The sequence below is a fragment of the Parasphingomonas caseinilytica genome (assembly GCF_036663755.1).
In the GTDB taxonomy this organism is placed as follows: domain Bacteria; phylum Pseudomonadota; class Alphaproteobacteria; order Sphingomonadales; family Sphingomonadaceae; genus Sphingomonas.
Genome location: NZ_JAXOJL010000001.1, coordinates 812,811 through 838,443 on the forward strand (window position 1 = coordinate 812,811; position 25,633 = coordinate 838,443).

28 protein-coding genes are annotated in these 25,633 nt (G+C 64.1%); 20 read left to right on the forward strand and 8 right to left on the reverse strand.

Translation table 11 applies throughout. From position 1 onward, the window contains the following. Nucleotides 1-51: 51 nt before the first annotated feature. Nucleotides 52-2,685, reverse strand: a complete 2,634-nt coding sequence (locus U1738_RS03845) for a TonB-dependent receptor plug domain-containing protein (RefSeq protein ID WP_332787690.1) — start codon at nt 2,683-2,685, stop codon at nt 52-54. A gap of 670 nt (nt 2,686-3,355) precedes the next feature. On the opposite strand from U1738_RS03845, the gene rplU reads away from it, so the two are divergent. The 3 genes from rplU to U1738_RS03860 all read left to right on the forward strand — a co-directional run bounded on the left by rplU (nt 3,356) and on the right by U1738_RS03860 (nt 4,742). Next, nucleotides 3,356-3,733, forward strand: a complete 378-nt coding sequence (gene rplU / locus U1738_RS03850) for a 50S ribosomal protein L21 (protein ID WP_332787691.1) — start codon at nt 3,356-3,358, stop codon at nt 3,731-3,733. Between the two features lie 13 nt (nt 3,734-3,746). Beyond that, a complete protein-coding gene (rpmA, locus tag U1738_RS03855) occupies nt 3,747-4,019 on the forward strand; it encodes a 50S ribosomal protein L27 (RefSeq protein ID WP_055778098.1) in 273 nt (90 codons plus the stop codon). A gap of 171 nt (nt 4,020-4,190) precedes the next feature. Continuing rightward, entirely contained in the window at nt 4,191-4,742 is a 552-nt protein-coding gene (locus tag U1738_RS03860) for a GNAT family N-acetyltransferase (RefSeq protein ID WP_332787692.1), read from the forward strand. Nucleotides 4,743-4,932: 190 nt separating this feature from the next. Here U1738_RS03860 and U1738_RS03865 read toward each other — a convergent pair whose 3' ends face one another. Beyond that, nucleotides 4,933-5,805 carry a metal-dependent hydrolase gene (locus U1738_RS03865; RefSeq protein WP_332787693.1) on the reverse strand — a complete coding sequence of 291 codons (873 nt, stop codon included), beginning with the start codon at nt 5,803-5,805 and terminating at the stop codon, nt 4,933-4,935. Nucleotides 5,806-5,872: 67 nt separating this feature from the next. Here U1738_RS03865 and U1738_RS03870 point away from each other — a divergent pair, with 67 nt between their 5' ends. The 11 genes from U1738_RS03870 to U1738_RS03920 all read left to right on the forward strand — a co-directional run bounded on the left by U1738_RS03870 (nt 5,873) and on the right by U1738_RS03920 (nt 14,316). Beyond that, nucleotides 5,873-6,457 (forward strand): TetR/AcrR family transcriptional regulator, encoded by a 585-nt coding sequence (locus U1738_RS03870; RefSeq protein ID WP_332787694.1) that lies wholly within the window; start codon nt 5,873-5,875, stop codon nt 6,455-6,457. Nucleotides 6,458-6,569: 112 nt separating this feature from the next. Continuing rightward, a complete protein-coding gene (gene obgE, locus U1738_RS03875) occupies nt 6,570-7,616 on the forward strand; it encodes a GTPase ObgE (RefSeq protein ID WP_332787695.1) in 1,047 nt (348 codons plus the stop codon). A gap of 30 nt (nt 7,617-7,646) precedes the next feature. Then, a complete protein-coding gene (locus U1738_RS03880) occupies nt 7,647-8,201 on the forward strand; it encodes a Uma2 family endonuclease (protein WP_332787696.1) in 555 nt (184 codons plus the stop codon). Nucleotides 8,202-8,252: 51 nt separating this feature from the next. Next, on the forward strand, nt 8,253-9,371 hold the full coding sequence (gene proB / locus U1738_RS03885; protein ID WP_332787697.1) for a glutamate 5-kinase: 1,119 nt from the start codon (nt 8,253-8,255) through the stop codon (nt 9,369-9,371). After that, entirely contained in the window at nt 9,368-10,288 is a 921-nt protein-coding gene (locus U1738_RS03890; RefSeq protein ID WP_332787698.1) for an NAD-dependent epimerase/dehydratase family protein, read from the forward strand. The genes proB and U1738_RS03890 overlap by 4 nt, the downstream gene beginning before the upstream one ends. A 62-nt stretch (nt 10,289-10,350) precedes the next feature. Continuing rightward, the gene (locus U1738_RS03895; protein WP_332787699.1) at nt 10,351-10,593 is read left to right on the forward strand and encodes an acyl carrier protein; all 243 of its coding nucleotides are present in this window, start codon (nt 10,351-10,353) and stop codon (nt 10,591-10,593) included. A gap of 4 nt (nt 10,594-10,597) precedes the next feature. Continuing rightward, a complete protein-coding gene (spt, locus tag U1738_RS03900) occupies nt 10,598-11,857 on the forward strand; it encodes a serine palmitoyltransferase (protein WP_332787700.1) in 1,260 nt (419 codons plus the stop codon). 122 nt (nt 11,858-11,979) lie between these two features. Beyond that, nucleotides 11,980-12,750, forward strand: a complete 771-nt coding sequence (locus U1738_RS03905; protein WP_332787701.1) for an N-acetylmuramoyl-L-alanine amidase — start codon at nt 11,980-11,982, stop codon at nt 12,748-12,750. Nucleotides 12,751-12,838: 88 nt separating this feature from the next. Continuing rightward, on the forward strand, nt 12,839-13,588 hold the full coding sequence (locus U1738_RS03910) for a polyphosphate kinase 2 family protein (protein WP_332787702.1): 750 nt from the start codon (nt 12,839-12,841) through the stop codon (nt 13,586-13,588). A gap of 48 nt (nt 13,589-13,636) precedes the next feature. Then, a complete protein-coding gene (locus U1738_RS03915) occupies nt 13,637-13,894 on the forward strand; it encodes a type II toxin-antitoxin system Phd/YefM family antitoxin (RefSeq protein ID WP_332787703.1) in 258 nt (85 codons plus the stop codon). Beyond that, nucleotides 13,891-14,316 (forward strand): type II toxin-antitoxin system VapC family toxin, encoded by a 426-nt coding sequence (locus U1738_RS03920; protein WP_332787704.1) that lies wholly within the window; start codon nt 13,891-13,893, stop codon nt 14,314-14,316. Before U1738_RS03915 ends, U1738_RS03920 begins: the two co-directional genes overlap by 4 nt. 25 nt (nt 14,317-14,341) lie before the next feature. Here the strand turns inward: U1738_RS03920 and nadA are convergent, their stop codons facing one another. The 6 genes from nadA to U1738_RS03950 all read right to left on the reverse strand — a co-directional run bounded on the left by nadA (nt 14,342) and on the right by U1738_RS03950 (nt 19,821). Then, entirely contained in the window at nt 14,342-15,352 is a 1,011-nt protein-coding gene (nadA, locus tag U1738_RS03925; protein WP_332787705.1) for a quinolinate synthase NadA, read from the reverse strand. 43 nt (nt 15,353-15,395) lie between these two features. Continuing rightward, a complete protein-coding gene (locus tag U1738_RS03930; RefSeq protein WP_332787706.1) occupies nt 15,396-16,181 on the reverse strand; it encodes a DUF2306 domain-containing protein in 786 nt (261 codons plus the stop codon). Between the two features lie 54 nt (nt 16,182-16,235). Then, nucleotides 16,236-16,949: a DUF4230 domain-containing protein gene (locus U1738_RS03935; protein ID WP_332787707.1), complete on the reverse strand. Its 714-nt coding sequence runs from the start codon at nt 16,947-16,949 to the stop codon at nt 16,236-16,238. Next, nucleotides 16,949-17,827: an MBL fold metallo-hydrolase gene (locus U1738_RS03940; protein WP_332787708.1), complete on the reverse strand. Its 879-nt coding sequence runs from the start codon at nt 17,825-17,827 to the stop codon at nt 16,949-16,951. Before U1738_RS03940 ends, U1738_RS03935 begins: the two co-directional genes overlap by 1 nt. A 78-nt stretch (nt 17,828-17,905) precedes the next feature. Next, nucleotides 17,906-19,456, reverse strand: coding sequence for a M56 family metallopeptidase (locus tag U1738_RS03945; RefSeq protein WP_332787709.1), 1,551 nt, complete (start codon nt 19,454-19,456; stop codon nt 17,906-17,908). After that, complete coding sequence (locus U1738_RS03950; protein ID WP_055778058.1) at nt 19,453-19,821, reverse strand: BlaI/MecI/CopY family transcriptional regulator; 369 nt, start codon at nt 19,819-19,821, stop codon at nt 19,453-19,455. The genes U1738_RS03945 and U1738_RS03950 overlap by 4 nt, the downstream gene beginning before the upstream one ends. A 117-nt stretch (nt 19,822-19,938) precedes the next feature. Between U1738_RS03950 and U1738_RS03955 the strand changes: the two genes are divergently transcribed. The 6 genes from U1738_RS03955 to leuC all read left to right on the forward strand — a co-directional run bounded on the left by U1738_RS03955 (nt 19,939) and on the right by leuC (nt 25,523). After that, nucleotides 19,939-20,856, forward strand: a complete 918-nt coding sequence (locus U1738_RS03955) for an SMP-30/gluconolactonase/LRE family protein (RefSeq protein ID WP_332787710.1) — start codon at nt 19,939-19,941, stop codon at nt 20,854-20,856. 225 nt (nt 20,857-21,081) lie between these two features. Beyond that, complete coding sequence (locus U1738_RS03960) at nt 21,082-21,789, forward strand: CoA transferase subunit A (RefSeq protein ID WP_332787711.1); 708 nt, start codon at nt 21,082-21,084, stop codon at nt 21,787-21,789. Further along, nucleotides 21,786-22,700 carry an HAD family acid phosphatase gene (locus tag U1738_RS03965; RefSeq protein WP_332787712.1) on the forward strand — a complete coding sequence of 305 codons (915 nt, stop codon included), beginning with the start codon at nt 21,786-21,788 and terminating at the stop codon, nt 22,698-22,700. Before U1738_RS03960 ends, U1738_RS03965 begins: the two co-directional genes overlap by 4 nt. Further along, entirely contained in the window at nt 22,700-23,335 is a 636-nt protein-coding gene (locus U1738_RS03970; protein ID WP_332787713.1) for a CoA transferase subunit B, read from the forward strand. Before U1738_RS03965 ends, U1738_RS03970 begins: the two co-directional genes overlap by 1 nt. Before the next feature lie 4 nt (nt 23,336-23,339). After that, nucleotides 23,340-24,026, forward strand: a complete 687-nt coding sequence (locus U1738_RS03975; protein ID WP_332787714.1) for a glutathione S-transferase family protein — start codon at nt 23,340-23,342, stop codon at nt 24,024-24,026. Between the two features lie 57 nt (nt 24,027-24,083). Beyond that, the gene (gene leuC, locus U1738_RS03980) at nt 24,084-25,523 is read left to right on the forward strand and encodes a 3-isopropylmalate dehydratase large subunit (protein ID WP_332787715.1); all 1,440 of its coding nucleotides are present in this window, start codon (nt 24,084-24,086) and stop codon (nt 25,521-25,523) included. The last annotated feature ends 110 nt before the right edge of the window (nt 25,524-25,633 follow it).

Sequence of the window (25,633 nt, forward strand, 5' to 3'; positions counted from 1 at the left end):
CGCTAAAAGTCAGTTTTGAAGCTCGCGAAAGGGCGAGCTTCAAGCGGACTCTCAGAACCTGAGCGTCGCGCGCCCGTAATAATAGCCGCCGTTGATGCCGATCGGCGAGAAGGTCGGATATTGCACGATATAGGCCGTCGAACTCAGCGCATATTGCTGCGCCCGGATATAGGCCGGGTATTTGTTCGGATACGAGTTGAACAGATTGTTGGCACCGACCGACAGCTTGACGCCGTGGATTACTTCCGCCGAAACTTCGAGGTCGGTCAGAAAGCGCGTATTCACCTTGATCCGGTAATCGAGGTTGGCATTGGCCGGCTCCGTCGCCAGTTGCGACGTTGGTCCATAAGCCGATTCGCGCAGGTTTATGCTGAACGCGCCGATCTGCCAAAAGGCGCCCGCCGTGACCCGCCAGCGTGGCGACGTGTCGGTCAGGCTGGACTGTGCGTATTTGTCGAAAATGCCCTGGGCCGGATTGATACCGGATGGTGCGGCCGCAACCTTGGTGACCTTCGTCTTGTTGTAATTGGCGGCGATCGACCAGTCGACCGTGCCCATGCCGCCGAACGTGCTGGCATAGGTGGCCAGGAAATCGAAGCCCTGCGTCCTGGTATTGACGCCGTTGACGAAGGTGTTGACCGCCAGCGCGCCGGTCGCGCCACTGTTGATCGTCGCCACGACAGGGGCGATGGGCACGCCATTGGCGGCCAGGGCGCTCAACACATTGGGTGAGACCACACCGGTGCACGTCGTCGGATTGGCCAACCTGTACGCGTCGTAGATCGCCTGAAGGTTGGCACCGGCGACATACCCCCCGGGCAGGTATCGGCAATTGTTCGAATAACCGGTGAAGCCCGCCGACTGCACGATGCGGTCGCGCAGGGAAATCGAATAGCCATCGAGCGTGACGACCAGCCGTTTAGCCGGCTTGAACACGATGCCGGCGCTGAAGTTGGTGGATTTCTCCGGCTTCAACCCGCCGATCCCCAGTGCCGCCGCACCCGACGAGTTCGGCGCGAACACCCCCGACAATGACGAGACGCTGACGTTGATGCCCGAATAATAGGCCTCCGCCAGGGTCGGTGCGCGAAAACCGGTGGACGCCGTACCGCGAATGGCGAAGGCGGGCGAGATATCGAAGCGGCCAGTGCCCTTGAACACGGTCGTATCGCCGAAGTCGGAATAATTTTCGTGGCGAACCGCGCCCTCGATGAACACCGACTCGACCGGTCGCAACGAGACGTCGAGATATTGCGAGAAGTTCGTGCGCGAGTTGCGGCTGGCGTTGGCCGGCGCATAGCCGAAGAACGACTGGATACCGCCGGCCGGCGCAGCCGGATTGGTGCTGACATAATAGGATGCCAGTTCGCCGGCGCGCAGTTCGTAACTCTCGCTACGCCTTTCGAGGCCCGCCGCCACCGTGAGCGGCGCGGACAGCCCGATTTCGAATTCACGCGACAGATCGATCGTTCCGGTGAGCTGTTTGGCGATGAAATCGCCGTTGTGCACGTTGCGAGGCGTATATCCCGGCGTCGTCAACGTCGACGTATCGTAATAGAGCGCGGCGTTGGCCGAATTCTCGACATATATCGCATTGAAATCCCGGCCGTAGGTCAGGCTGAGGTCGACCGTCGTGCCGCCGAACGTGCCCTTCGCACCACCGGTCACCGCATAATCCGTCTCGCGCAGCACCTCCTGCGGCGAGAAGCCGGACTTGAAGGGGATATCTCCAGTCGGAACGGCCACGTTCGGCGCCGCCGACTTGCCGTACACCACGTTGGGCAGGCGATAATTCTGGAACGTGCGGCCGACGCGGCGGGAATAGCTGCCGAACGAGTAGAGCTCGACATCCGGAATACCGCTATAGCCCCAATTGTACATCGCGTTGGTCAGGTTCATCTGGCCATCGCCGAAGATGCGATTGACGTAGGGATAATTGTCGAAGCTCGTAACGCCGGGGTAGCGGGCCAGAATGGTCCGCCCGCCATTGTTGCCGGTATTGGCCGAACCCGAAGCACCGGTATCCACCACGCGCGGATCGACATCGCCGCGGAAGCTGTAATCGTGAAATTTGCGCTCGGCGGTCACCGAAAGATACATGTCCTCGACCGGCGCGATGCCGATATTGCCCATGATATCCCAGCTCAGGCCATCGCCTTCGAAATATTGTCCCGCCGTCGCGTTGATGACGACGCCATGATCGTTCTTCTTGAGGATGAAGTTGACGACGCCGGCGATCGCGTCCGTACCGTATTGTGCAGCGGCACCATCCTGCAGGATTTCGATGCGCTCGATCGCGTCCTGCGGGATCAGGCCAATATCGGGTGATGCGCCGCCGGTCCACAATGCGTTGGTGACGACGACGTTGGCGGTACCGTGGCGGCGCTTGCCGTTGATCATGATCAGGGTGTGGTTCGGATTGAGGCCGCGCAGCTTGACCGAGGGGTGGAATGCGGTCTGATCGTTGCCGAACGCCTGCACCTGCACGGTCGGCAGGTTCTGCGCCAGCGCCTGCATCAGATCGGTCTGACCGACGCGTTTCAATGCGTCCGCGCTGAGCACGGTGACCGGCGCGGCACTGTCAGCCGCGGTCATACCGCGTACGCGCGTCCCCGTGACGAGAACTTCGTCGTCCGGCGCGGTTCGCTCCTCTTCGGCAATGGCGACGGAGGCCGAGGCTGCCAACGCCTGGTCCGCGGGCGTTGGCGCGGCATGAGCAGCGGACGCTGCGACACTGGCAACGGCAAGTGCAAGAATTGAAGCAGACTGTTTCAGCACGATTTGAGGTCCTCCATTGTGAAGTGACCCTCAGACTCCGTCCCCCGATCTTCGCTATCTTGGCCGCCGCGCAAACACGGTCGTCAACGATCCATGCGCAGGAGACTGATTTCAGAATATACTCGGCAGTAGAAGTTCATTTTATTGGCCCATACTTCAAGTTCGCGGGTGACATATCGCCCGCGACGCACAATCTATTGGCCTCGACCCGAAGCAATTAATGCTCCTCCGACCCCCGCCACACGGACGAGGTCGATTCAATACTGTCTCCTTGTTTCCCGCCCCATAGCATTCGACCCAGGCATACGGCGCTTAAGCCGAATCTCTGCTGGCCTTTATCTACGACTCGAATGACGCCATATCCGTCGCCGCATTGCAACATAAACTTGTCATATCGCGAAAATTGGGCCGAACCGGAGATGTTTTCCCGTACAACCATTGCAGGAATGCAACGATTTGCGCCCATCGGGCGGCGTGAATCGGTTGACAGCCCCGCCCCCGTTGCATAGGTGGCACCTCTTTCCCGCGCCGGGCTTGCTCGACGTGGGGCTCGTTATTTTGAAAGTGATGTAAGGCCATGTTCGCAGTCGTGCGCACAGGCGGCAAGCAATACCGCGTCGCCGCCGGAGACAAGATCGTCGTCGAGAAGCTCGATGGTGAAGCAGGTTCGTCGATCTCGTTCAGCGACATTCTGCTCGCTGGCGAAGGTTCGGAGCTGAAGTCGGTGGAGGGCCTGACGGTCTCCGCCGAGATCATCGCCCAGGCGAAGGCCGACAAGATCATCGTCTTCAAGAAGAAGCGCCGGCACAATTATCGCCGCAAGAACGGCCATCGCCAGCAGCACACGATCCTGAAGATCACCGCGATCGGCAGCGAAGAGAAGAAGAAGGCAGCCCCGAAAAAGGCCGCCGCCACCGAAGCGACGGGCACCGAAGCCCCGGCCGCTCAGGCGTAAGGAGTAGTTCGAGATGGCACATAAGAAAGCAGGCGGCTCTTCGCGCAACGGTCGCGATTCGGCCGGTCGTCGCCTTGGCGTGAAGAAGTTCGGTGGCGAATCGGTCGTCCCGGGCAACATTCTCGTGCGTCAGCGCGGCACCAAATTCTATCCGGGCACCAATGTCGGCATCGGCAAGGATCATACCTTGTTCGCGCTGACCGAAGGTCGCGTGTCGTTCAAGCAAGGCAAGCTGGGCCGAAAGTTCTGCTCGGTCGACATGCCGGTCGCGATTGCCGCCGAATAACATCGGGTAACCAGCCGGGTTGCCCACCAGGGTGATCCGGGTTCCCGCAAGGGAACCGAACAAGGGAGACGGGTCACCCCGGCTCCCTTTTTTATTGCTCCCTCCCCTGCCCTGTCGCCGGCCCGTCATATCGATGTGCTTAGGCGACGACGCGACGAGGAGAGTAGAATAATGTTCGCTCGCACGAAGAGACTGACGTTACGGCCCGGTTGGCCGGAGGATGCCGCTGCGCTGACCCGCGCGATCGCCCACCCGCATGTCGTGGACAAGCTGGCGCGTGTGCCGTGGCCTTACGCGCTGGATGACGCGGAGGCGTTTCTGTCGCGTCCGCGCCCGTTCGACGCGCCCGGATTCCTGATGTTCGAATCACCGGCGGTGGCCCCGCGCCTGGTCGGCGGAATCGGCATCCAGCCGGGCGAGACGCCGGGGCAGTATGATCTGGGCTATTGGATCACCCCAGATGCCTGGGGCCGGGGCTATGCCACCGAGGCGGGGCAGCAGGTCGTGCAGATCGTGCGCCATGCGCTCGGTCTGAAGCGGCTGCATGCGTTCCACTTCATCGACAACCCTGCCTCGGGGCGGGTGCTGGCCAAGCTCGGTTTCCGCCCGACCGGTCGGGTCGAGCCGCGCCACTCGCTCGCGCGAGGTGGGATGGCCGCGTCGGCTATGCTGGAGCTCGACCTCGACGACGGGCGATGCTGCGAGGAATTGATGGCGGCTTGAGCCAATGAAGCCCCTCCCCTTCAGGAGCATCGGGTCGGTTATGCCCCCGGGCATGACCTAAACCGTGCGGGGCACGGTTTACCCGATGCTGGGTTGGGGTGGGGCCATGCCGCAAATTCTGGCGCTGGTCTCTTCGAGACGGGACTGCCCCACCCCAACCCCTCCCCTGAAGGGGAGGGGCTTTTTTACTTCACGCAGCCACGGCCCGCGCCTTCTGCGCCACAGGCAACACCGCCGCCGCGTAATCGCTCTCGGCGAGACCGATCAGCGCGCGGTCGTCATGCTTCCACGGATGAAAGCCGGGCATGAAGAATGCAGCCCAGGCCCCCAGGATCTTGCGCGCCATGCCCGGATTGCCGAACGCGTACCACGCCATCCGCGCCCACACTTTCGGACCCGTCAGGCCATCCTGTCGCAGCAATTCGATCATCCCGCGCCGACGGCCCTGGAAGAATTTCACCGTCGTACCGACCATGACCAACGACTTGATCTTCCAGCGCTTCCACCGAGTCCAATCTTTCGTCGCGTGTAGCCAAGTGTCGTACGCGACACCTTTGTGCTCGATCTCCTCCGCGGCGTGCCAGCGCCACAGCGCCGCCGCCTGCGGATCCCCGCCGGCGAGGTGCTTCGGGTTGGCGATCAATTGATGCGCCAGCATTGCGGTGAAATGCTCCAGCGCCATCGTCGCCGCCAGGCTGGCGATCGCAGGACGGCCCTTGGTAAGGGCCAGCGCCGCATCGACATCACGCTCCAGCGGCGCGGTGTCATAACCCTGATCGGTGACGTGGCGATTGAACGCGACATGCTCGCGGGTATGGATCACCTCCTGCTTGATGAACGCCTGGATCTCGCCATGAAGACGCGGCGACGTGCCTTCGCGAAAGTTGCGCACGCTATCGACGAAGAAGCCCTCGCCCTTCGGAAACGTCACCGACAGCGCATTGTAGAAGGCGGTCGCGATGGGATCGTCGTTCAGCCACCAGCGGCGGATATCCGACCCGCGACCGAAGCGCAGATCGCGCGGGGTGATCGTCAGATCGGCGGGAGTGGTTGCTTTCGCCATGAAAACCTCCGAACACAAAGGAGCAATATTTAACTTACAAGAATGTAAATAAGGGTTATCTCCTCTCGTGGCAACCACCGGCAGGCGCCTTTCTCCCGAACAATCGCGCGATACCGCAATCGAGGCGGCGCGTGCGCTGCTGGTCGAAATCGGTCCGCAGGCGGTGACGCTGAAGGCCGTCGCCGCCCGCATGGGGCGCACGCACGCCAATCTGCTGCACCATTTCGGATCGGCAGCGGATTTGCAGAAGGCGCTGATCGCCCACCTCGCGGACACGATCACGGAGCAGATCGGCGCGGCCGCCAAGCGCGCGCGCGCCAGCGACCATAATCCGCGCGAGGTGGTCGACATGACTTTCGATGCCTTCACGCACGGTGCGGGCGCTATGGCGAGTTGGATGATCCTCAACGGCAATCAGGACGCGCTCGATCCGATCCTGGAGGCGATCCATCGGCTGGTGGACGACCTGTCCGAGGGATATGAGCCGGGGCGGTCTTCGATTCACGAGGAAACGTTGCAACTGGTGCTGACCGCGCTGGGCGATGCCCTGCTCGGCGGGCCGATGGCCAAGGCGCTGGGCCTGCCGCGCGAGACGGCGCGGGAATTGGCGGTGAAGTCGCTGGTTATGTCGCATGCCGAGGTGGCCGGGTAACACTTCAAGGGCGTGCCGCGGCAAAGCCGCGTCGTCGGTCCTCGCTGTGGCGAGGCCAGCCGGGCGCGCTTCGGCCTCGCTTTAGCTGCGCTAAAGCGGTAGGCAGCGCGCCATGCATTTCCTAGACCAAGCAAAGATCTTCGTCCGATCGGGCGCGGGCGGCCCCGGAGCCGTCAGTTTCCGGCGTGAGAAGTTCATCGAATATGGCGGCCCGAACGGCGGCAATGGTGGCAAGGGCGGCGACATCGTGTTCGTCGCGGTGCCCGGCCTCAATACGCTGATCGACTTCCGCTACACCCAGCATTTCCGTGCGCCGCGCGGCCATGGCGGCGCGGGGTCTAACATGACCGGCGCGGGCGGCGACGATCTGGTGATCCAGGTGCCGATCGGTACGCAGGTGCTGAGCGAGGACAAGGAAGAGGTGCTGGCCGACTTCACGCAGGCTGGCGAAAAGGTCGTTTTCCTGCGCGGCGGCGATGGCGGTCGCGGCAATGCCAGCTACAAGACCAGCACGAACCGCACCCCGCGCCAGCACGGCACCGGCTGGCCCTATGAGGAAATGTGGGTCTGGCTGCGATTGAAGCTGCTCGCCGATGCGGGTCTGGTCGGGCTGCCCAATGCCGGCAAGTCGACCTTCATCAACGCCGTTACCAACGCGCAGGCAAAGGTCGGCGCCTATGCCTTCACCACCACGCGCCCGCAATTGGGCGTGGTGCGACACAAGCATAACGAATTCGTCGTGGCAGACATTCCCGGGCTGATCGAGGGCGCATCAGAAGGTGCGGGAATCGGCGACCGCTTCCTGGGTCATATCGAGCGCTGCCGCGTGCTGCTTCACCTCATCGACGCGAACGACGAGGACGTGGCCGAAAGCTACCGCATCGTCCGTGACGAACTCGAAGCCTATGGCGGCGGGCTGATCGACAAGCCGGTGGTCGTCGCGCTCAACAAGATCGACACGCTCGACGACGAACTGATCGCCGCCCTCTCCGCCGAACTGGAAGCGGAAAGCGGCGCGGAGGTGATCCCGATCTCGGGTGCCGCCGGTACGGGCGTGGATTGGGTGCTGGACCGCTTGCTCGAAGCGATCGGGCCGAAGAGCGGCACGGTCAGCGCCGATGACGAGGGAGAAGACGAGATCGCCTGGTCGCCGGTTTAAAGCGCTACAGCGGTATGATATGTACTGTATATGGCGACGCAAACCGACTATCCGCTGCTGACAGCTGAGGATTTTCTCGACATCGATTTCGGCGATCATAAGGCCGAACTCGACAATGGCGTGATTCGGATGATGGCCGGCGGGACGGCCCGTCATGCCGAAGTACAAATTAACGTGCTTGCATGGTTGCGGCAAAATCTGAGGGGAAGTGGTTGCCGGCCTTACGGGCCGGATATGGCAACCCGTACCCACGATCTGTCCGTTCGCTATCCGGACGCTTCGGTTTTTTGCCACGATCGGCGTGGAGACGACAAGGCGTTGGCGTTTGATGATCCGCGCGTCATCATCGAAATTCTGTCGGCCGGAACAGCCCGAACCGACCTGCGCGTCAAGCTGGACGAGTACAAGGCGCTGGACAGCGTCGATACGATCGTCTTCGTCGATACCGCCGCAGAACGGCTACGCATCGTGCAGCGCACGACAGCACATGGCTGGAACGACGTGGCGTACGACGAAGCCGTCGATGCGCCGCTGCCATCCCTCGGCCTTTCACTTCCACACGAAGAAATCTTCGCGCGCGATTGATCCGCACTGCTACCATTGGCGGTGGCGCTTCCCCACGCTAACGCATCCGGCATGTCGCTCTTTCCCCCCGCCACCTGCCCGCGCCTAATCGTGAAGATCGGGTCGGCCTTGCTTGTCGAGGCCGATGGCGGCGTGCGGCGGGCGTGGTTGCAGAGGATCGCCGCGGATATCGCCGCTCGCGCCAGGGCCGGTCAGCAGATTGCGGTGGTGTCGTCCGGGGCGATCGCGCTCGGGGCGCGGCGGCTCGGGCTGGCCAAGGGGGGACGCGCCTCGCTCGAAGATGCGCAGGCGGCCGCTGCGGTAGGACAGATCGCGCTGTCGCATGTCTGGGCGGAGGCACTCGGGGCGATGGGGCTAACGGCGGCACAGATCCTCGTCACGCTCGACGATCTGGAGGACCGCCGTCGCTATCTCAACGCCGCCGCGACGCTCGACCGGTTGCTCGGGCTGGGCGTGGTGCCGGTGCTCAACGAGAACGATTCGGTGGCGACCGAAGAAATCCGCTTCGGCGATAACGACCGGCTGGCGGCCCGCGTGGCGCAGGCGGCGGGCGCACAGGGCGTGGTGCTGTTGAGCGATGTGGACGGGTTGTACGATCGCAACCCTGCGCTGCCCGGTGCCGAGCATATTGGGCGGGTCGAGCGCATCGATGGCGGCGTGGAGGCGATGGCGGATCGTGGATCGGCGTCCGGCATGGGCTCGGGCGGAATGGTGTCGAAGATCGCCGCCGCGCGGATCGCCAATGCGGCTGGCGCGCATCTCGCCATTGCCAGCGGACGGATCGATCGGCCGCTGATCCTGTCGGCGGCGGACGAGGCGCGGCATACCCTGTTCGTGGCGGAGAAATCGGCTCCGGCGCGCAAGGCGTGGCTCGCGGGCGGGCTGACGGCGCGCGGCACGGTGCATATCGATGCCGGCGCGGTGGCGGCGTTGCGGGCGGGCAAGAGCCTGCTCGCGGCGGGCGCGACACGGATCGAGGGGAGTTTCGCGCGCGGCGACCTGATCGTCGTCGCGGGGCCGGACGGTGCGGCGCTGGCCCGGGGGCTGGCCGAATATGATGCGGCGGATGCAGTGCGGATCACTGGCAAGCGCAGCGATGCGCTGGCGGCGATCCTGGGTTATGCGCCGCGCGGGGCGTTGGTGCATCGTAACCATATGGCGATGTTGTGATCGCGGCGCAGATCACCCTCGCCATCACAGGCGGCACCGGCTTCGTCGGCAAGCGCCTGATCGCGCTCGCGCGTGACCGCGGCTACCGGATCCGCGCCCTGGCCCGTCGAGCGCAGCCTGCCCAGGACGGCATCACCTGGATCGAAGGCAGCCTTGAGGATACCGACAGCCTCGCCCGCCTTACCGAAGGGGCCGACGTCGCGATCCATGTCGCCGGCGTGGTCAACGCCCCCAACCTGCCCGATTTCCTGCGGGGCAACGCCGGGGGCACCGCCAACATGATCGCAGCGGCCGAGGCAGCGGGCGTCCGACGCTTCGTCCATGTCTCGTCGCTATCGGCGCGCGAGCCGAAGCTGTCGCATTACGGCCATTCCAAGCAACTTGCCGAGGCCGAGGTGCGCGCCTCCGGGCTCGACTGGACGATCGTCCGCCCGCCAGCGATCTACGGCCCCGGCGACATGGAAATGCGCGACGTGTTCCGCCTCGCCCGGATGGGCCTCGCGCTGCTGCCGCCTCCGGGCAGGATGTCGATCATCCATGTCGATGATCTCGCGCGACTGCTGATCACGCTCGCCGAAACCGATCCGGGCCGGCTGGTCCTCGATCCAGACGATGGCGTTCCCGGCGGCTGGACGCATACCGGTTTCGCCCGCGCGGTCGGCGCGGCGGTCGGGCGGAGCGTTTTGCCCCTGCCCTTGCCCAAGGCTTTGCTCGCGCTCGCGGCGTACGCGGATAAGGCGTTTCGCGGCGCAGACGCCAAGCTGACGCAGGATCGCGTCGGCTATCTGGTGCATCCCGACTGGACCAGCGATCCGAAGCATCGCCCCGATCCGGCCGTGTGGCAGCCGGAGATCGCCACCCCCGCCGGGCTGGCCGAAACCGCCCGATGGTATCGCGCGAACGGCCTGCTCGGCTGACCACGCCCCGTTCCCGCCGCAATCCCTTGGCAAGGCCGGGGGCAAGCCGATAAGGATCCCCCATGACCGACCGCACCGCCATCTTCGACACCGTCGCCGCCCAGATCGAGCCGTTCAACAAGAAGGGCGTGGAGGTGACCGATGCGACCACCTTCCAGGGCAATCTGGAGTGGGACAGCCTGACCGTCATGGATTTCGTCGCCGCGATCGAGGACGAATTCGACATCATCATCACGATGAACATGCAGGCCGAGATCGAAACCGTCGGCCAGTTGGTCGATGCCGTGGCGAAGCTGAAGGGTTGAGCGGATGACCGACGCCGGACTTGCCACCGAAAAGCTGCCCGCCGATCCGGCCGAAGTCGCGCCGGAACGCGACCTGATGTCGAAGTTCGATGCGCTGATCGCCGAACGCAAGGCGCTGATCGATACCGGCGTGACCGATCCGTTCGCGATCGTGATGGAACAGGTGAAATCGCCGACCGAGGCGGTTATCGCGGGCCGCGATACGATCCTGCTCGGCACCTACAATTACATGGGCATGACGTTCGATCCGGACGTGATCCAGGCCGGCAAGAATGCGCTCGACCAGTTCGGTTCGGGCACCAATGGCAGCCGCATGCTCAACGGCACGTTCCGCGATCATATGGAAGTCGAGGAGGCGTTGCGCGAATTCTACGGCGTTTCGGGCGCGATCGTCTTTTCGACCGGATACATGGCCAATCTCGGCATGATCTCGACGCTCGCCGGCAAGGGCGAATATGTAATCCTCGACGCCGACAGCCACGCCTCGATCTATGACGGCTGCAAGCAGGGCAATGCCGAGATCGTGCGGTTCCGCCACAACGACGTGACGGATCTCGACAAACGGCTCGGCCGCCTGCCCAAGGATGCGGGCAAGCTCGTGATCCTCGAAGGCGTCTATTCGATGCTCGGCGACGTAGCGCCGCTGAAGGAGATGGTCGCCGTCGCCAAGAAGCACGGTGCTATGGTGCTGAGCGACGAGGCGCATTCGATGGGCTTTTACGGCCCCAATGGCCGCGGCGTGTACGAGGATCAGGGTTGCGAGGCAGATGTCGATTTCGTCGTCGGCACCTTCTCCAAATCGGTCGGCACGGTCGGTGGCTTCTGCGTGTCGAACCACCCGAAGTTCGAGGCGATCCGGCTCGCCTGCCGCCCGTATATCTTCACCGCATCCTTGCCGCCCTCGGTCGTTGCCACCGCTGCCGCCTCGATCCGCAAGCTCATGACCGCGACCAAAAAGCGGGCGCAACTCTGGGATAATGCACGCAAATTGCACGGCGGCCTCAAGGCGCTCGGTTTCAAGCTCGGCACCGAAAACCCGGACAGTGCGATCATCGCGATCATTCTGGAGGATCAGGAACAGGCGGTCACGATGTGGCAGGCGCTGCTCGACGGTGGCCTGTACGTCAACATGGCCCGCCCGCCCGCGACGCCGGCCGGCACGTACCTGCTGCGCTGCTCGCTGTGCGCGGAACATACGCCGGCGCAGATCGATACCGTGCTCGGCATGTTCGCGGCGGCCGGCAAGGCGGTGGGCGTCATCTAAGCAAGTCTATCGGCACTCCGGTTAGGTAAGTTGAAACATCCGTTTTCGATGCAACGCCTGACTTGAATTGTTGGAATTCCCGTCAGATCATTCGCTCCTCAACTCCGGGGGGAGCAAATGTAATGGGCGTCATCGTTATCGATCCGGGCCATGGCGGCACCGCGAACATTCCAAACGATAGCACGTACAACAATGCGACGTCGGCCAGCGGCGTGCCGGAAAAGGCGATGACGCTGGATATCTGCAAGCGCATCCGCTGGGCGCTGCAATCGGGTAGCGGCCAGGCGCGGGCGGCGGCGCTGGGCAAGACGGTGAGCGTCGTTTTGACGCGCGAGACCGACGTCAACCTGTCGCTCGGCGACCGTGCCGCGGTGGCGGCGGATAACGACGCGGACCTGTTCCTCAGCCTGCATTTCAACGGCTTCAACGGCAAGACACGCGGCACCGAAGCCTATATCGATCGCAAGTACATGCAGGCCGTTCAGATCGTATCGGCGGGTTCGGTGTCCACGGCGGAGGGACCGGGCATTCCCTCCAGCGGGCTGCGCAACATCAACGTGGCGCAGGATGCGGCTTTCGCTTCGGCCATCGTGCAGGCCGCCTATGGAACGTTGAAGGCGCTGGATCCCAAGGCGGTGCTGCGGTCGGCCAATTACACCAAACCGGGGAACGGTGAATCCTATACCCCGCCACCGGGCGTGAAGATGAAGGGGCTTGGCGTGTTGCGCGATACCAAGCTCGGCACGCGTGGCAACGATTGCCGCGCGACTCTGGTGGAACTGGAATTCATCGACGTGCCAGCGGTGGACGCTTTGCTCAATGGCGCGGGCGCCAACGATGCGCGCAACCGGATCGCCAGCGCGATCGCCGTTGCGCTGGTTGAGGCGCTGTAGACCGGGAAACCTTTTGCCCCGTCATCGCTTGCCCAAACATGGGGTTTGCCCGACACTCGGGCGCGATCCGGCAAGCGAAGGTGAAGGCATGGCGAAGAAAGACGGCGGCGACGCGTTGCAACTGGCGCTGGTTCAGATGCAACTGGCCCATGCGGCGACGGGCGAGCGCACGATCATCATCCTCGAGGGGCGCGACGCGGCGGGCAAAGACGGCACGATCAAGGCGCTGACCGAGCATCTCTCGGTGCGATCGACACGCGTGGTGGCGCTGCCCAAGCCCAACGACCGCGAGAAGTCGCAATGGTTCCTGGGGCGCTACGTTTCACACCTGCCGGCGGCGGGCGAACTCGTGATCTTCAACCGCAGCTGGTACAATCGCGCCGGCGTGGAAGTGGTCAACGGCTTCTCGACCACCGAGGAGCAGGCGCAATTCCTGAAGGACGTGCCGAAGTTCGAGGCGATGCTGGTCGAAAGCGGGATCAAGATCGTCAAGCTGTGGCTCGACATCGACAAGTCCGAGCAGAAGGAGCGCCTCGACGAACGCGCGAGCGACCCGCTGAAGGCGCTGAAACGATCGCCGCTCGATGCCGTCGCGCAGGACAAGTGGGACGATTACACAGCGGCGCGCAACGCGATGCTGGCAAAGACGCATTCCAAGACCGCCCCCTGGGTGTGCGTGCGCGCCAACCACAAGAAGATCGCGCACAAGGCGATCCTGCGCCACGTGCTACGTCACCTCGCCCCGGACGAAGTGGCAAAGACGGTGAAGGCCCCGGATGCGGACGTGTTGTTCGTCTACGAAAAGGCGGCGGTGAAGGACGGGCGGCTGGCGGAGTGATTGCGATTATGGCCATAATTCGCTATATTATGGCCATAGGAGCCGATCATGTCGCACTACAGCGTTGCCACCACAAAGGATAACCTTTCCAAGCTGATCGACAAGGCGTTGGCCGGGGAAGAGGTGATCATCACCCGCCACGGCAAACCGACCGTGGCTTTGAAAGTGATCGAACGCCCCGCTGAACCCACGCGCAGCCGATCGGATGTAATGGAGTGGTTGCGAGTACGACGCGAAGCTTTGCCGACGATGACCACCTCGTACCTCGATCTGAAGCGGATGGATGAGGAAGACGGCGCGCTTTGACCTTTTATCTCGACGCGAGCGTGACGGTGCCGTTGTTCGTCGACGAACCCACGACCTCCGTAATCACTGCTTGGCTCAATACGCAGAATTTTCCGCTCTACACGACGATGCTCGCTGTAGGCGAAACGGCATCGGCGATCTCCCGCCGTCGGCGAATGGGTGAGTTGACAAATGATGAGGAACTCCACGCCCTCGCCACGCTGGACGAATGGTTGTCAATCGCCGTCACGACGATCGACCATCAACCGGTCGATATCGCGGAAGCCGCCATATTCGTCCGCCGCCCGACCCCGAAGCTGTTGATGCCCGACGCGATCCATTTGGCAACGTGCCGGCGATTGGGCCTGACGCTCGTTACGAACGATAGCGGTCTGGCGACCGTGGCGGATTTGCTGCGCGTTAACCGATTGGCGCTCGGTTAATCATCATCGGCAGCCACGGACCTACTCAATCCCCCGTTATCCGCAACGGGCCAAGATCGCCCATGCCCACCGTGCCGCTGGCCATCGCCAGCATCGCATCGAGGCTCTTCTTAGCCTGCAGGCGAAGGCCCTCCTCGATCTCGATGCGCGGCTCCAGATCACGGAGCGCCACGTAGAGTTTTTCCATCGTGTTGAGCGCCATGTACGGGCAGATGTTGCAGTTGCAGTTCCCGTCCGCACCCGGCGCACCGATGAAATTCTTGAGCGGCGCGGCCTTTTCCATCTGGTGGATGATGTGCGGTTCGGTGGCGACGATCAGCGTGTCGCCCGGCATCTGATCGGCATAGGCCAGGATGCCGCTGGTCGAACCGACATAGTCCGCGTGATCGAGGATGTAGGGCGGGCATTCGGGATGCGCGGCGATCGGCGCGCCGGGGTGCTTCAATTGCAGTTTCAGCAATTCCGTCTCGCTGAACGCCTCGTGCACGATGCATACGCCGGGCCATAGCAGCATGTCCCGCCCGGTCTTGCGCGCGAGATAGCCGCCGAGATTCTTGTCCGGCCCGAAGATGATCTTCTGATCAAGCGGGATCTGGCTGAGAATCTTTTCCGCCGAACTGCTGGTGACGATCACGTCGCTCAGCGCTTTCACCTCGGTCGAGCAATTGATGTAGGTGAGCGCTATGTGATCCGGATGTTGCGCGCGGAATTCGGCGAACTGATCGGGCGGGCAACTGTCCTCCAGCGAACAGCCGGCATTGAGATCGGGCAGCACCACGATCTTGTCGGGGCTGAGGATCTTGGCGGTTTCGGCCATGAACTTCACGCCGCAGAACGCGATGACGTCGGCGTCGGTCGCCGCGGCCTTTTTCGACAGATCGAGACTGTCGCCGACGAAATCGGCGATGTCCTGGATTTCGGGCTTCTGATAATAATGCGCGAGGATCACGGCGTTGCGATCCTTGCGCAGCCGATCGATCTCCGCGCGCAGATCGATGCCCGTCAGCGTGCCGCCCATGCCGTTCCGTGCGTCCATTGTGCAAACCCTCGTAATCCAGGCCCCAAATGGACGCCGGCACCTACTTGATCAAGTGCGCACCGGGCCAGGGCGGATAGACCGACGGATCGACCTGCGCACCCGGCGACCCCGCCGTCACGCCGCGATACAGCATCGGGCCGACCGCGGAATAGGTCAGCGCCTCGACCAGCAGCGTCGATCCGATGATGACGCCAAGCCCCCAGAACCAAGCGGGGTGGACCGCGCCGCGATGCCGAAGATCGCGAAAGACGCCGATCGCGGGAAAGATCAGCACCGTCACGAACGTCGCTTCATAGGCATAGGGAATGAGCAAAGGCATCGGGATCAGCCGTCCGAAGGCCGGACCGAGCAACAGCGACATGCCGCAATAATGCAGCCGCGCATGCCAAGCGGGCTGGCGCCGATACACGATCGCAGCGGTCGTCAGACCCGCAAAGGTCAGCACCGACAGCGGATCCAGCAGCAGGAATTTCAGCGGCGTGAAGAAGAACGGCGCATCGCCCATCCGCACCAGCCGCACCGTCACGATCGTGCCGAGCACGACCATCGCGACCATCCACCCCGCCCCGATCCAGCCGAGCCAGCGATGCAGCGTCCGCGCCCGCCGCGCGACGAACACGTTCTGCGCGAGATACAGGACGACCCAACCCATGAAGACGATCGCATGGGCATGGACGATCGGTGGCGCGTTGAAACTGGAGCGGCCCGCCACCAGTTGCAGCCCGAATCCGGCTACGATGGTCAGTGCCATCGCGACCGACGTATAAAGAAAGAAGCGATCGTCTCGCGCGACCGGTTTTACATAGTCGCCAGCCAGAGTAGCCATACGTCCCCCCGGAGTAAGTGCTCGGGCGTTACATAGGCTATTCGAACGATCGACTCAATTGCGGTTGCCGAGCACTTCCCCGATCGACTTGCTCCGGTCCCATTGCTCGCGCGTGCCCTGCCGTTCGTAGGGAAAGACCACCGCGACGCGCACGTTGCCGATCCCGGCCGCCTCCAGCGGACCGCCGAGCAGTTTGGCGAGCGCGCGGCGGGCATTCTCGCGCGCGGCGGCGATGCGTTCGGGCTTGCGAGATTCGGCCTGCGCGGTGCGGCGCGCGCCGATCGAGACCTGACGGGCGAGCGCCTCGCCGGCGGCGCGGGTGACGAACAGGCCGCGCGTCTGGCTGACGGTGGCGGCGCTTTCGTCGACATTGGGCTCGGCCGCGACCACGTCAGGCGACAGGATGGTCAGCACGCGATTGGCCTGATCCCATTTGTAATCCGCCCCGCTGACGCCGGAGACATCGACGAAATAATCGACCGTGAAGGGTGCCTTCACCACCTTGTCCGACGCCAGCATGCCGAAGCCGCGCACGTCGGAGGCGGTCGACTGGACCGTGCCGGACAAAGCGCCGACCTTCAGCGCGCTGGCATTGGAGAAGGTGGCGCGTACGATGCGATCGACCGCGACGCCGTCGTCGCGCCGTTCGATCGTGTATTTCTCCGAATAGCGATCATAGCCGACCTTCGCGATCACGACCGCGACGATGATCGCGAGGATGGCGACGACCACCGAGGCGACAGAACGGCGGGGCTGGACCAGCGCCATCAGCCTTCCGCCCCGATCGCCCATATGTCACTTGTTCCAGTGACTAGGCCGCGGTCTCGCAGGTCGATCAGATGCGCCAGCACCGATCGCTCGGCGGCGGGGAACAGGCGCGGATCGATGCCGACATACATGCGGCCGACCATGTCCGGGATGGCCTGCGGTGCCTCGCGCAACAGGCGCAGGATCTGCCCCTCGCGCTGCTTGCGGTGGCCGATCATGCCGCGCACCAACCGTTTGGGGTTGTCGACCGGATCGCCGTGGCCGGGATAATAGATGCGGTCCTCGCGCGCCTGAAGCTTTTCCAGGCTGCGGATATAGTCGCCCATGTCGCCATCGGGCGGCGAGACGATGCTGGTCGACCAGCCCATCACGTGATCGCCACTGAACAGCGCACCGCTCTCAGGCCCGTCTTCTCCGGTCAGCGCGAAACAGAGGTGGTTGGAGGTGTGGCCGGGTGTGGCGATAGCCGTGAGCGTCCACCCTGCCCCGGCGACGGTATCGCCATCGGCCAACACGCGGTCGGGCGCGTAGTCGTGATCGAATGCGGCGTCCGAGCGGATACCATCGTCATCGATCGCCAGCGGGGCGCAGCCGACGATCGGCGCGCCGGTCGCGGCCTTCAATGGGCGTGCGCCGGGGCTGTGATCGCGGTGGGTATGGGTGATGACGATCGCCACAAGTGGCCGCCCGGCAAGCGCATCGAGGACCGCCTGAGTGTGCGCCGCGTCCTCCGGGCCGGGATCGATCACCGCCATGTCGGTGGTGCCGACGAGATACGTCTGCGTACCGGTGTACGTGTAGGGCGAGGCGTTGGGCGCGAGCACACGGACGACGAGGGGTTCGAGCGTCTCGGGGACGCCGGGCTGCTGGTCGCTCATGCCGAGTGAGATGGAGTTTTCGGGGCGGCGGTGCAAGTGATGGTTAGCCCCTCCCCTTCAGGGGAGGGGCTTTTAAGATCAATCCGCCTTGCTCATTTCTGCGGTCACTTCGGCGATGGCTTCGTCTATGCCCTTGATCGCTTCGGCGCGGCCTTCGGCGGGCATGTCCTTGTTCGCTTCCATGCTGGCCCGCGTGGCGCGCAGGCTGGCGATAGCGGTTTGCAGGGCGTTGCGCTGGATATCCTTGCTGTTCGCCGCCATCTTCGCGCCGTCCGACGCCACTTTCTCGATGCGGTTGGTGCAGATGATGATGCGCTGGCGGCCGCCCTTCTTCTCGTTGATCACCATCTGCTTGGCGTCGCCGCCGGGGCAGTTGGCGGAGGAGACTTCGGGCATGTTCTTCAATTCGTCCATGCCGTGCCAATCCTCGGTACGGACCTTGCCGTCCTTGTCGCGCACGACGACCTTGATGCGCTTGACGACCTTGCCGTCCTTCGTGGTGGTCGAGCTGTCGATGGTCCGATCTTCGCCGGGCGCGGACGGCGGCAGGTTGGCGGATTCGGGTAGTTCTGGCGGCGCTGGCGGCTCGGCGACCTGCGCCACGCCGGGCGCGGCCGGGGGCGCTGGCGGAGTGATGTCGAACTTCGCCAGGTTCACGCCGGTTGCGGTCTCGACCTTGGCGCGCACGGTTTCCGCCGCCTGCGTGCCGGACGCGGTGAGGCCGAGGCCGGCGACGCCGATCAGGGCGATGGCGGCCGCGCCGCCGATCAGGCGTGTCCGGCTGGTCTTGTTGGTGGTCAGCATCTTCAGTCTCCCTTTCAGATCGTTGATGGTGTGGAGGTGGCAGGCGGCGGACACCGCCCCGCCATGCGCGGATTTCACGATCGCGCAGGCATAGGCATGGCGCGCCATCGGCGAGAGGCCAGCGAGCACGCGCGCGTCGTTGGCGATTTCCTGATCGGCGCGGAAGGCACGAAACGCACGCCAGGCGATCGGATTGAACCAGTGCAAAGCGAGCACGCCGAGCGCCGCCCAATTGGCGACCAGATCGTGCCGCGCGTGATGGCCAAGCTCATGCGCCAGTGCCAGATCGCGCTCGTCCTGATCGTAGCGCGACACGAAATCGCGCGGGAAGGCGACATATTTGCGCACCACGCCGAAGGCGAGCGGGCCGTTCGCCGCATCCGTCTCGATCAGATGGATGCCGCCTTCCATCTGCGTGCCTCGCACCTGTTCGTTGAGCATGCGGCGGCAAAAGCGCAAATGCTGCACCGCGTGCCAGCCAAGGAACCCCGCCGCGCCGACGATCCACAAGGCGGCTACGATCGGCGTGAGCAACGCGAGGCTCTCCGTCGCCGGGGCCACGCTCGCGCCGCCGCTCAAGGGCTCTACGACATAGATGGTGATCGTATCGCTCGCCGCCGCGATCGGCGCGGCCGCCGCTTCGCGCCACGATGCGGGCAAGGGCGGCAGGATCATGCGAAGCGCCGGCAGCGCCCACAACGCATAAGCGACGTCCGGTCCGAAGGCACGGCGCACGGGCGCGCGCAGCAGCAAGACCAGCGCCATCAGCACCGTGGACGCGATCAGCGTCTCGATGCCCCACCCTAGAAAGCCGGGCGCGATCATGCCTTCAACCCCTTCAGCAGCGCCTCGATCTCGGCGATGTCAGTGGCGGTCAGTTCGTCGCGCTCGGCGAGATGCGCGACCAGCGGCGTCAGTTTGCCGCCGAACAGCCGGTCCATCAGCTTGCGGCTTTCCCCCGCGACATAATCGCCGCGTTCGACCAGCGGGCGATACAAATAGCGCCGCCCCTCCTCCTGATGGCCGATGATGTTCTTGGCGAGCAGCCGCCCGAGCAAGGTCTTGACGGTGTTGGCGCTCCAATCGCGCTCCGCCGGAATGCGTTCGGACACGTCCTGCGCGGTGAGCGGGCTTTCATCCCACAGTACTTCCATCACCGCATGTTCCGCATCGCTGATTCGCTCGGCCATTCGACTCGCTCCCGTACTGACTACGCATGTAATCGTACTGATTACGTCTGTAGTCAAGCATGGATTTGCCCTGTCAGCGCGGGCGTGTACCCTGCCCGAAAATATAGGAGAGCGCGCATGACCCAGTTCACCACCGTCGCCAGCGGGCTGCGCTTCCCCGAAGGCCCGGTCGCGATGCCGGACGGCAGCGTCATCCTGGTCGAGATCGCAGCTGGGCGCATCACGCGCGTCCTGCCCGACGGCACGACACGGACGGTGGCCGAACCCGGCGGCGGCCCAAACGGCCTGGCGATCGGCCCGGACGGCAAGCTGTATTGCTGCAACAATGGCGGCTTCGAATATCTCGACCTGCCGAACGGTCTGCTGATCCCGCATGGTCAGGCGAAGGACTATTCCGGCGGACGGATCGAGCGGATCGACATCGACACGGGCGCGGTGGAGATCCTCTATAAAGACGGCGATTTCGGCTGCACGCTGCGCGGCCCGAACGACATTGTGTTCGATGCGCATGGAGGGTTTTGGTTCACCGATCACGGCAAGACGCGGGAGCGGGAACGCGACGTTACCGGAATCTTTTATGCCAAGGCCGATGGCAGTTTTCTGAAGGAAGTGATCTTCCCGAGCGAGAACCCCAACGGCATCGGTCTCTCGCCCGACGGCAACACGCTTTACGCGGCCGAAACCTATACCTGCCGGCTGATGGCATTCCGCGTGACCGCGCCGGGCAAGGTCGATCTCACCGCTGGCCTCGGCGGCGCAGGCATCCCGTTATATCGGCCGGCAGGGTACAAATTCTTCGATTCGCTGGGCGTGGATGCGGACGGCAACATCTGCGTCGCGACGATTGGCGAGAGTGGGATCTCGGTGATTTCGCCAGCGGGAGAGCTGGTCGATTTCGTCGCAACGCCGGATCCGTTCACCACCAACATCTGCTGGGGCGGGCCGGACTTACGCACGGCCTACATCACGCTATCGGGCACCGGGCAATTGGTGAGCATGGATTGGCCGCGTCCGGGTTTGCGGCTGAATTACTGAACCTTATCCACCCCCAACCAATCGTCAACCCAACGCAGGCTGGGGGTCTCGCGGGGCGCGAGCAGCACTCTCCTCACGGAGACCCCCGCCTGCGCTGGGGTGACGGTCGTGGTGATGGGATGGCCGTCGTTGCGGGGTGATCGCAACCATCCGTACGCCCATCGGATTGACCATCCCCGCCCCGCCCGCTTATGCGCCACCCCAACACCAGCCGGAGTTCCGCCCATGAAGAAGCTCTATCCCGATGCCGCCGCCGCGCTCGACGGGGTTCTGTTCGATGGGATGACGATCTGCGCCGGCGGGTTCGGCCTTTCCGGCATTCCCGAACGCCTGATCGACGCGATCCAGGCGGCGGGCACGAAGGATCTGACGATCGCCAGCAACAATGCCGGCATCGATGGCGAGGGCCTCGGCAAGCTGCTGCGCACGCGCCAGGTGAAGAAGATGATCTCCTCCTATGTCGGCGAGAACAAGGAGTTCGAGCGGCAATATCTGAGCGGCGAACTGGAGGTGGAATTCTGCCCTCAGGGCACGCTCGCCGAACGCTGCCGCGCGGGTGGCGCGGGCATTCCCGGCTTCTATACCAAGACCGGTGTCGGCACTCTGGTGGCCGAGGGCAAGGAGGTGAAGACCTTCGACGGTGAGGACTACATCCTCGAGCGCGGCATCCGCGCGGATCTGGCGATCATCAAGGGCTGGAAGGCGGACGAGAGCGGCAATCTGATCTTCCGCAAGACCGCGCGCAACTTCAACGCGCCGATGGCCACCGCCGGCAAGATCTGCATCGCCGAGGTCGAGGAGATCGTGCCCGTCGGCAGTCTCGATCCCGACTGCATCCACCTGCCCGGCGTATACGTGAACCGCCTCGTGATGGGCGGCCCATACGACAAGAAGATCGAATTCCGCATGACCCGGGCCCGCGCCGAGGCATGATCGCCCGCGCCGCCCTGCTTGTCTCGATCGCGCTGGCCGGTGCCACGGGTGCTGGCGCGCAGACGGTGCCCGGCACGATCGCCGTTCCGGACCTGCCCCAGCCCGCGACGGGCATCGCCGCGCCTCCCGGCATGCAGTTCCTCTACGGCTCGGGCGAGGCCGCCGCCAATACGCGAGCGATCTGGCATGGGCTGGTCGAGTTCGTCCGGGCGCATCGGCGCAAGCCGCGCTCCATGGTGCTGGCCAACGGCGCGAAGCTGGACGCACCGAACTGGACCGAATGCGGCAAGCGGCCGCTTGCGGTGGTGTTCGACGTGGACGAGACCGTCGTGCTCAATGCCGGGTTCGAATATGACGCCGCACTCGGCACGCCGTATAGCGACAAGCGCTGGCAACAATGGGAATATCACGGGACGGACAAGCCCGTTCCCACGCCGGGCGCGGTCGCCGCGTTGAACGCATTGCGCGCGATGGACGTGCGCGTGATCTTCAACACCAACCGCTTGATCCCCTTCGCCGACCGTAACAAACTCGCGATCGAGCATGCCGGCTTGGGTCCGGCCGATTATCAGGCGGATCCCGCGCGCTGGGCGGAACAGACGTTGTATCTGGCCGCAGGCACCTCGCCGGTCGACAAGGAAAAGGATCCGCGCCGGGCGACGATCGCGTCGCATTATTGCGTCATCGCGATGGGCGGCGATCAGCTCGGCGATTTCAGCGATCTGTTCAATCGGGGGCAGACGCCCCAAGCTCGCCGCGCGCTGACCGAGCTACCGCAAATCGCCGATTTGTGGGGCGCGGGCTGGTTCGTGTTTCCGAACCCAGTCTATGGCTCGGCGCTGAAAGGCACGGCACAGGACGTCTTTCCGGAATCCGTACGTTGGCCGGATCCGGCCGAGGAGAAAAAGTAATGCCCTGGACCCGTGACGAAATGGCCGCCCGCGCCGCGCAGGAATTGCAGGACGGCTTCTACGTCAATCTCGGCATCGGCATTCCGACGCTCGTGGCGAACCACATTCCCGATGGCGTGACGGTTACGCTGCAATCGGAAAACGGCATGCTCGGCATCGGCCCGTTCCCGTACGAAGGCGAGGAGGATGCCGACCTGATCAACGCCGGCAAGCAGACGATCAGCGAACTCCCGCAATCGGCCTATTTCGGATCGGACCAGAGCTTCGCGATGATCCGCGGCGGGCATATCGACCTGACAGTATTGGGCGCGATGGAGATCAGCCAAGGTGGCGACATCGCCAACTGGATGATCCCGGGCAAGATGATCAAGGGCATGGGCGGCGCGATGGATCTCGTCGCCGGAGTCAAGAAGATCATCGTCGTGATGGAGCACAATTCCAAGAACGGCGACGCCAAGTTCGTGCCCGAATGTACCCTGCCGCTGACCGGTAAGAACGTGGTCGACATGATCATCACCGAACTCTGCGTGTTCCAGCGTCCCGATCACGACAGCCCGTTCAAACTGATCGAATGCGCGCCCGGCGTGACGCCGGACGACGTCGCGGCGAAGACGACCGCGCATTATGTGAGTTGAGGCCATGGCGCTCACCCTGATCACCGCGAACCGCAATTACAGCAGTTGGTCGCTGCGCCCCTGGTTGCTGATGAAGGCGCTGGGCATTCCATTCGAGGACCGGCTGGAGCCTTTTCTGGAGCCCGATAATTCCGCGGCGTTCCGCGCGTTCTCGCCATCGGGACAGGTGCCGGTGCTGATCGACGGCGACAGCACGATCTGGGATTCGCTCGGTATCGCGCTGTATCTCGCCGAGCGCTTTCCGGGCGTCTGGCCGGCGGATAAGGCCGCGCGCGCCTGGGCGATCTGCGCGACGTGCGAGATGCATGGCGGGTTCTCGGCCCTGCGCAATGATTGCACGATGAATGTCGGCGTACGCGTGAACCCGAAACCCGCCTCGCCTGCGCTCGAACGCAATATCGCGCGCCTTGCGGAATTGTGGACGGAGGGCATCGATCGTTTCGGCGGCCCGTGGCTGGCCGGCGCGGACTTCACTGCCGTCGACGCCTTTTACGCCCCCGTCGCCTTCCGCGTGCGCACCTATGGCCTCGACGTCGGCCCGACCGGCGCGGCGTGGGTAGCGCGGATGCTCGATCATCCCGCAATGCGCGACTGGGAAGCGACCGCGCTGACCGAAACGTGGCGCGAGGACAGCCACGAGGCGGAATTGCTGGCGGCGGGCGCGATCACGGCGGATTATCGGGCGAGCTGAGGCGAATAGCGCCTTACTCTTGCGATGCACCCCAATAAGCGTAAAGCGCGTCATATTATGGCAAGCCGACCCCTCACCTTGTACGAAAAGATCTGGGCCGATCACGTCGTTGAACAGCGCGACGACGGTACGTGCCTGATCTATATCGATCGCCACCTCGTGCATGAGGTCACCAGCCCGCAGGCGTTCGAGGGGCTGCGCGTCGCAAACCGCAAGGTTCGTCGCACGGATCTGACGCTGGCCGTGCCCGATCACAATCTGCCGACCAGCCCGCGCGTCGATGCGGCGGGGCGCGAACTGCCGATCGAGGATAAAGAAAGCGCGGCGCAGCTCGATCTGTTGCGCCGCAACACGCGCGAATACGGCATCGACTATATCGACGCGACCTCGGTCAATCAGGGCATCGTGCATGTCGTCGGCCCGGAACAGGGCTTTACCCTGCCCGGCACTACGCTTGTTTGTGGTGACAGCCATACCTCGGCGCACGGGGCACTCGGCGCGCTCGCGTTCGGCATCGGCACCAGCGAGGTCGAGCATGTGCTGGCCACGCAGACGCTGCTGCTCAGCCAGTCGAAGACGATGGAAGTTCGCGTCGATGGGACGCTCGGCTTCGGCGTATCGGCCAAGGACGTGATCCTCAGCATCATCGGCAAGATCGGCGCGGCCGGCGGCACCGGCTATGTCATCGAATATACCGGCGAGGTGATCCGCGCGCTCTCGATCGAGGGCCGCCTGACGATCGCCAACATGTCGATCGAGGGCGGCGCGCGTTCCGGCCTGATCGCGCCGGACGGGACGACCTTCGCCTATCTCAAGGGCCGCCCGATGGCCCCCAAAGGCGCGGATTGGGACGCGGCGGTCGCCTATTGGAAGACGCTGCCGAGCGACGCCAACGCCCGCTACGATCGCAGCGTGACGCTGAACGCGACCGACATCGCCCCCGCGCTCACCTGGGGCACCAGCCCGGAAGACGTGGTGCAGATCACCGACCGCGTGCCCGATCCCGACAGCTTCGCCGATCCGGCCAAGCGCGTCGCGGCACAGAAATCGCTCGATTATATGGGCCTGACGCCGGGCATGGCGATGCAGGATATCGGGGTGGACTATGTCTTCATCGGCAGCTGCACGAACAGCCGGATCGAGGATATGCGCGCCGCCGCCGCCGTCGCCGACGGGCGCTCGGTCGCCGATGGCGTGCGCGCACTGGTCGTCCCCGGCTCCGGCCTGGTCAAGCGGCAGGCCGAAGCCGAGGGGCTCGACCGCATCTTCCTGGCCGCCGGCTTCGAATGGCGTGAACCGGGCTGTTCGATGTGCCTGGCGATGAACCCCGATAAAGTACCGCCCGGCCTCAGATGCGCTTCCACTTCCAACCGCAACTTCGTAGGACGGCAGGGGCCGGGTGCGCGGACGCATCTGGTATCGCCCGCAATGGCCGCCGCAGCGGCCGTGACCGGAAGATTGAGCGACGTCCGAGACCTAATGGGGGCATCATCATGAAACGCGTTCTGGCTCTGCTCGTCTTCGGCACCGTCCTCAGCGGCATCGCGGCCTATGCCGCCACCGCTCGCAACGTGCCGTCGAGCAAGCTTTCCACCACGAAGTAACTC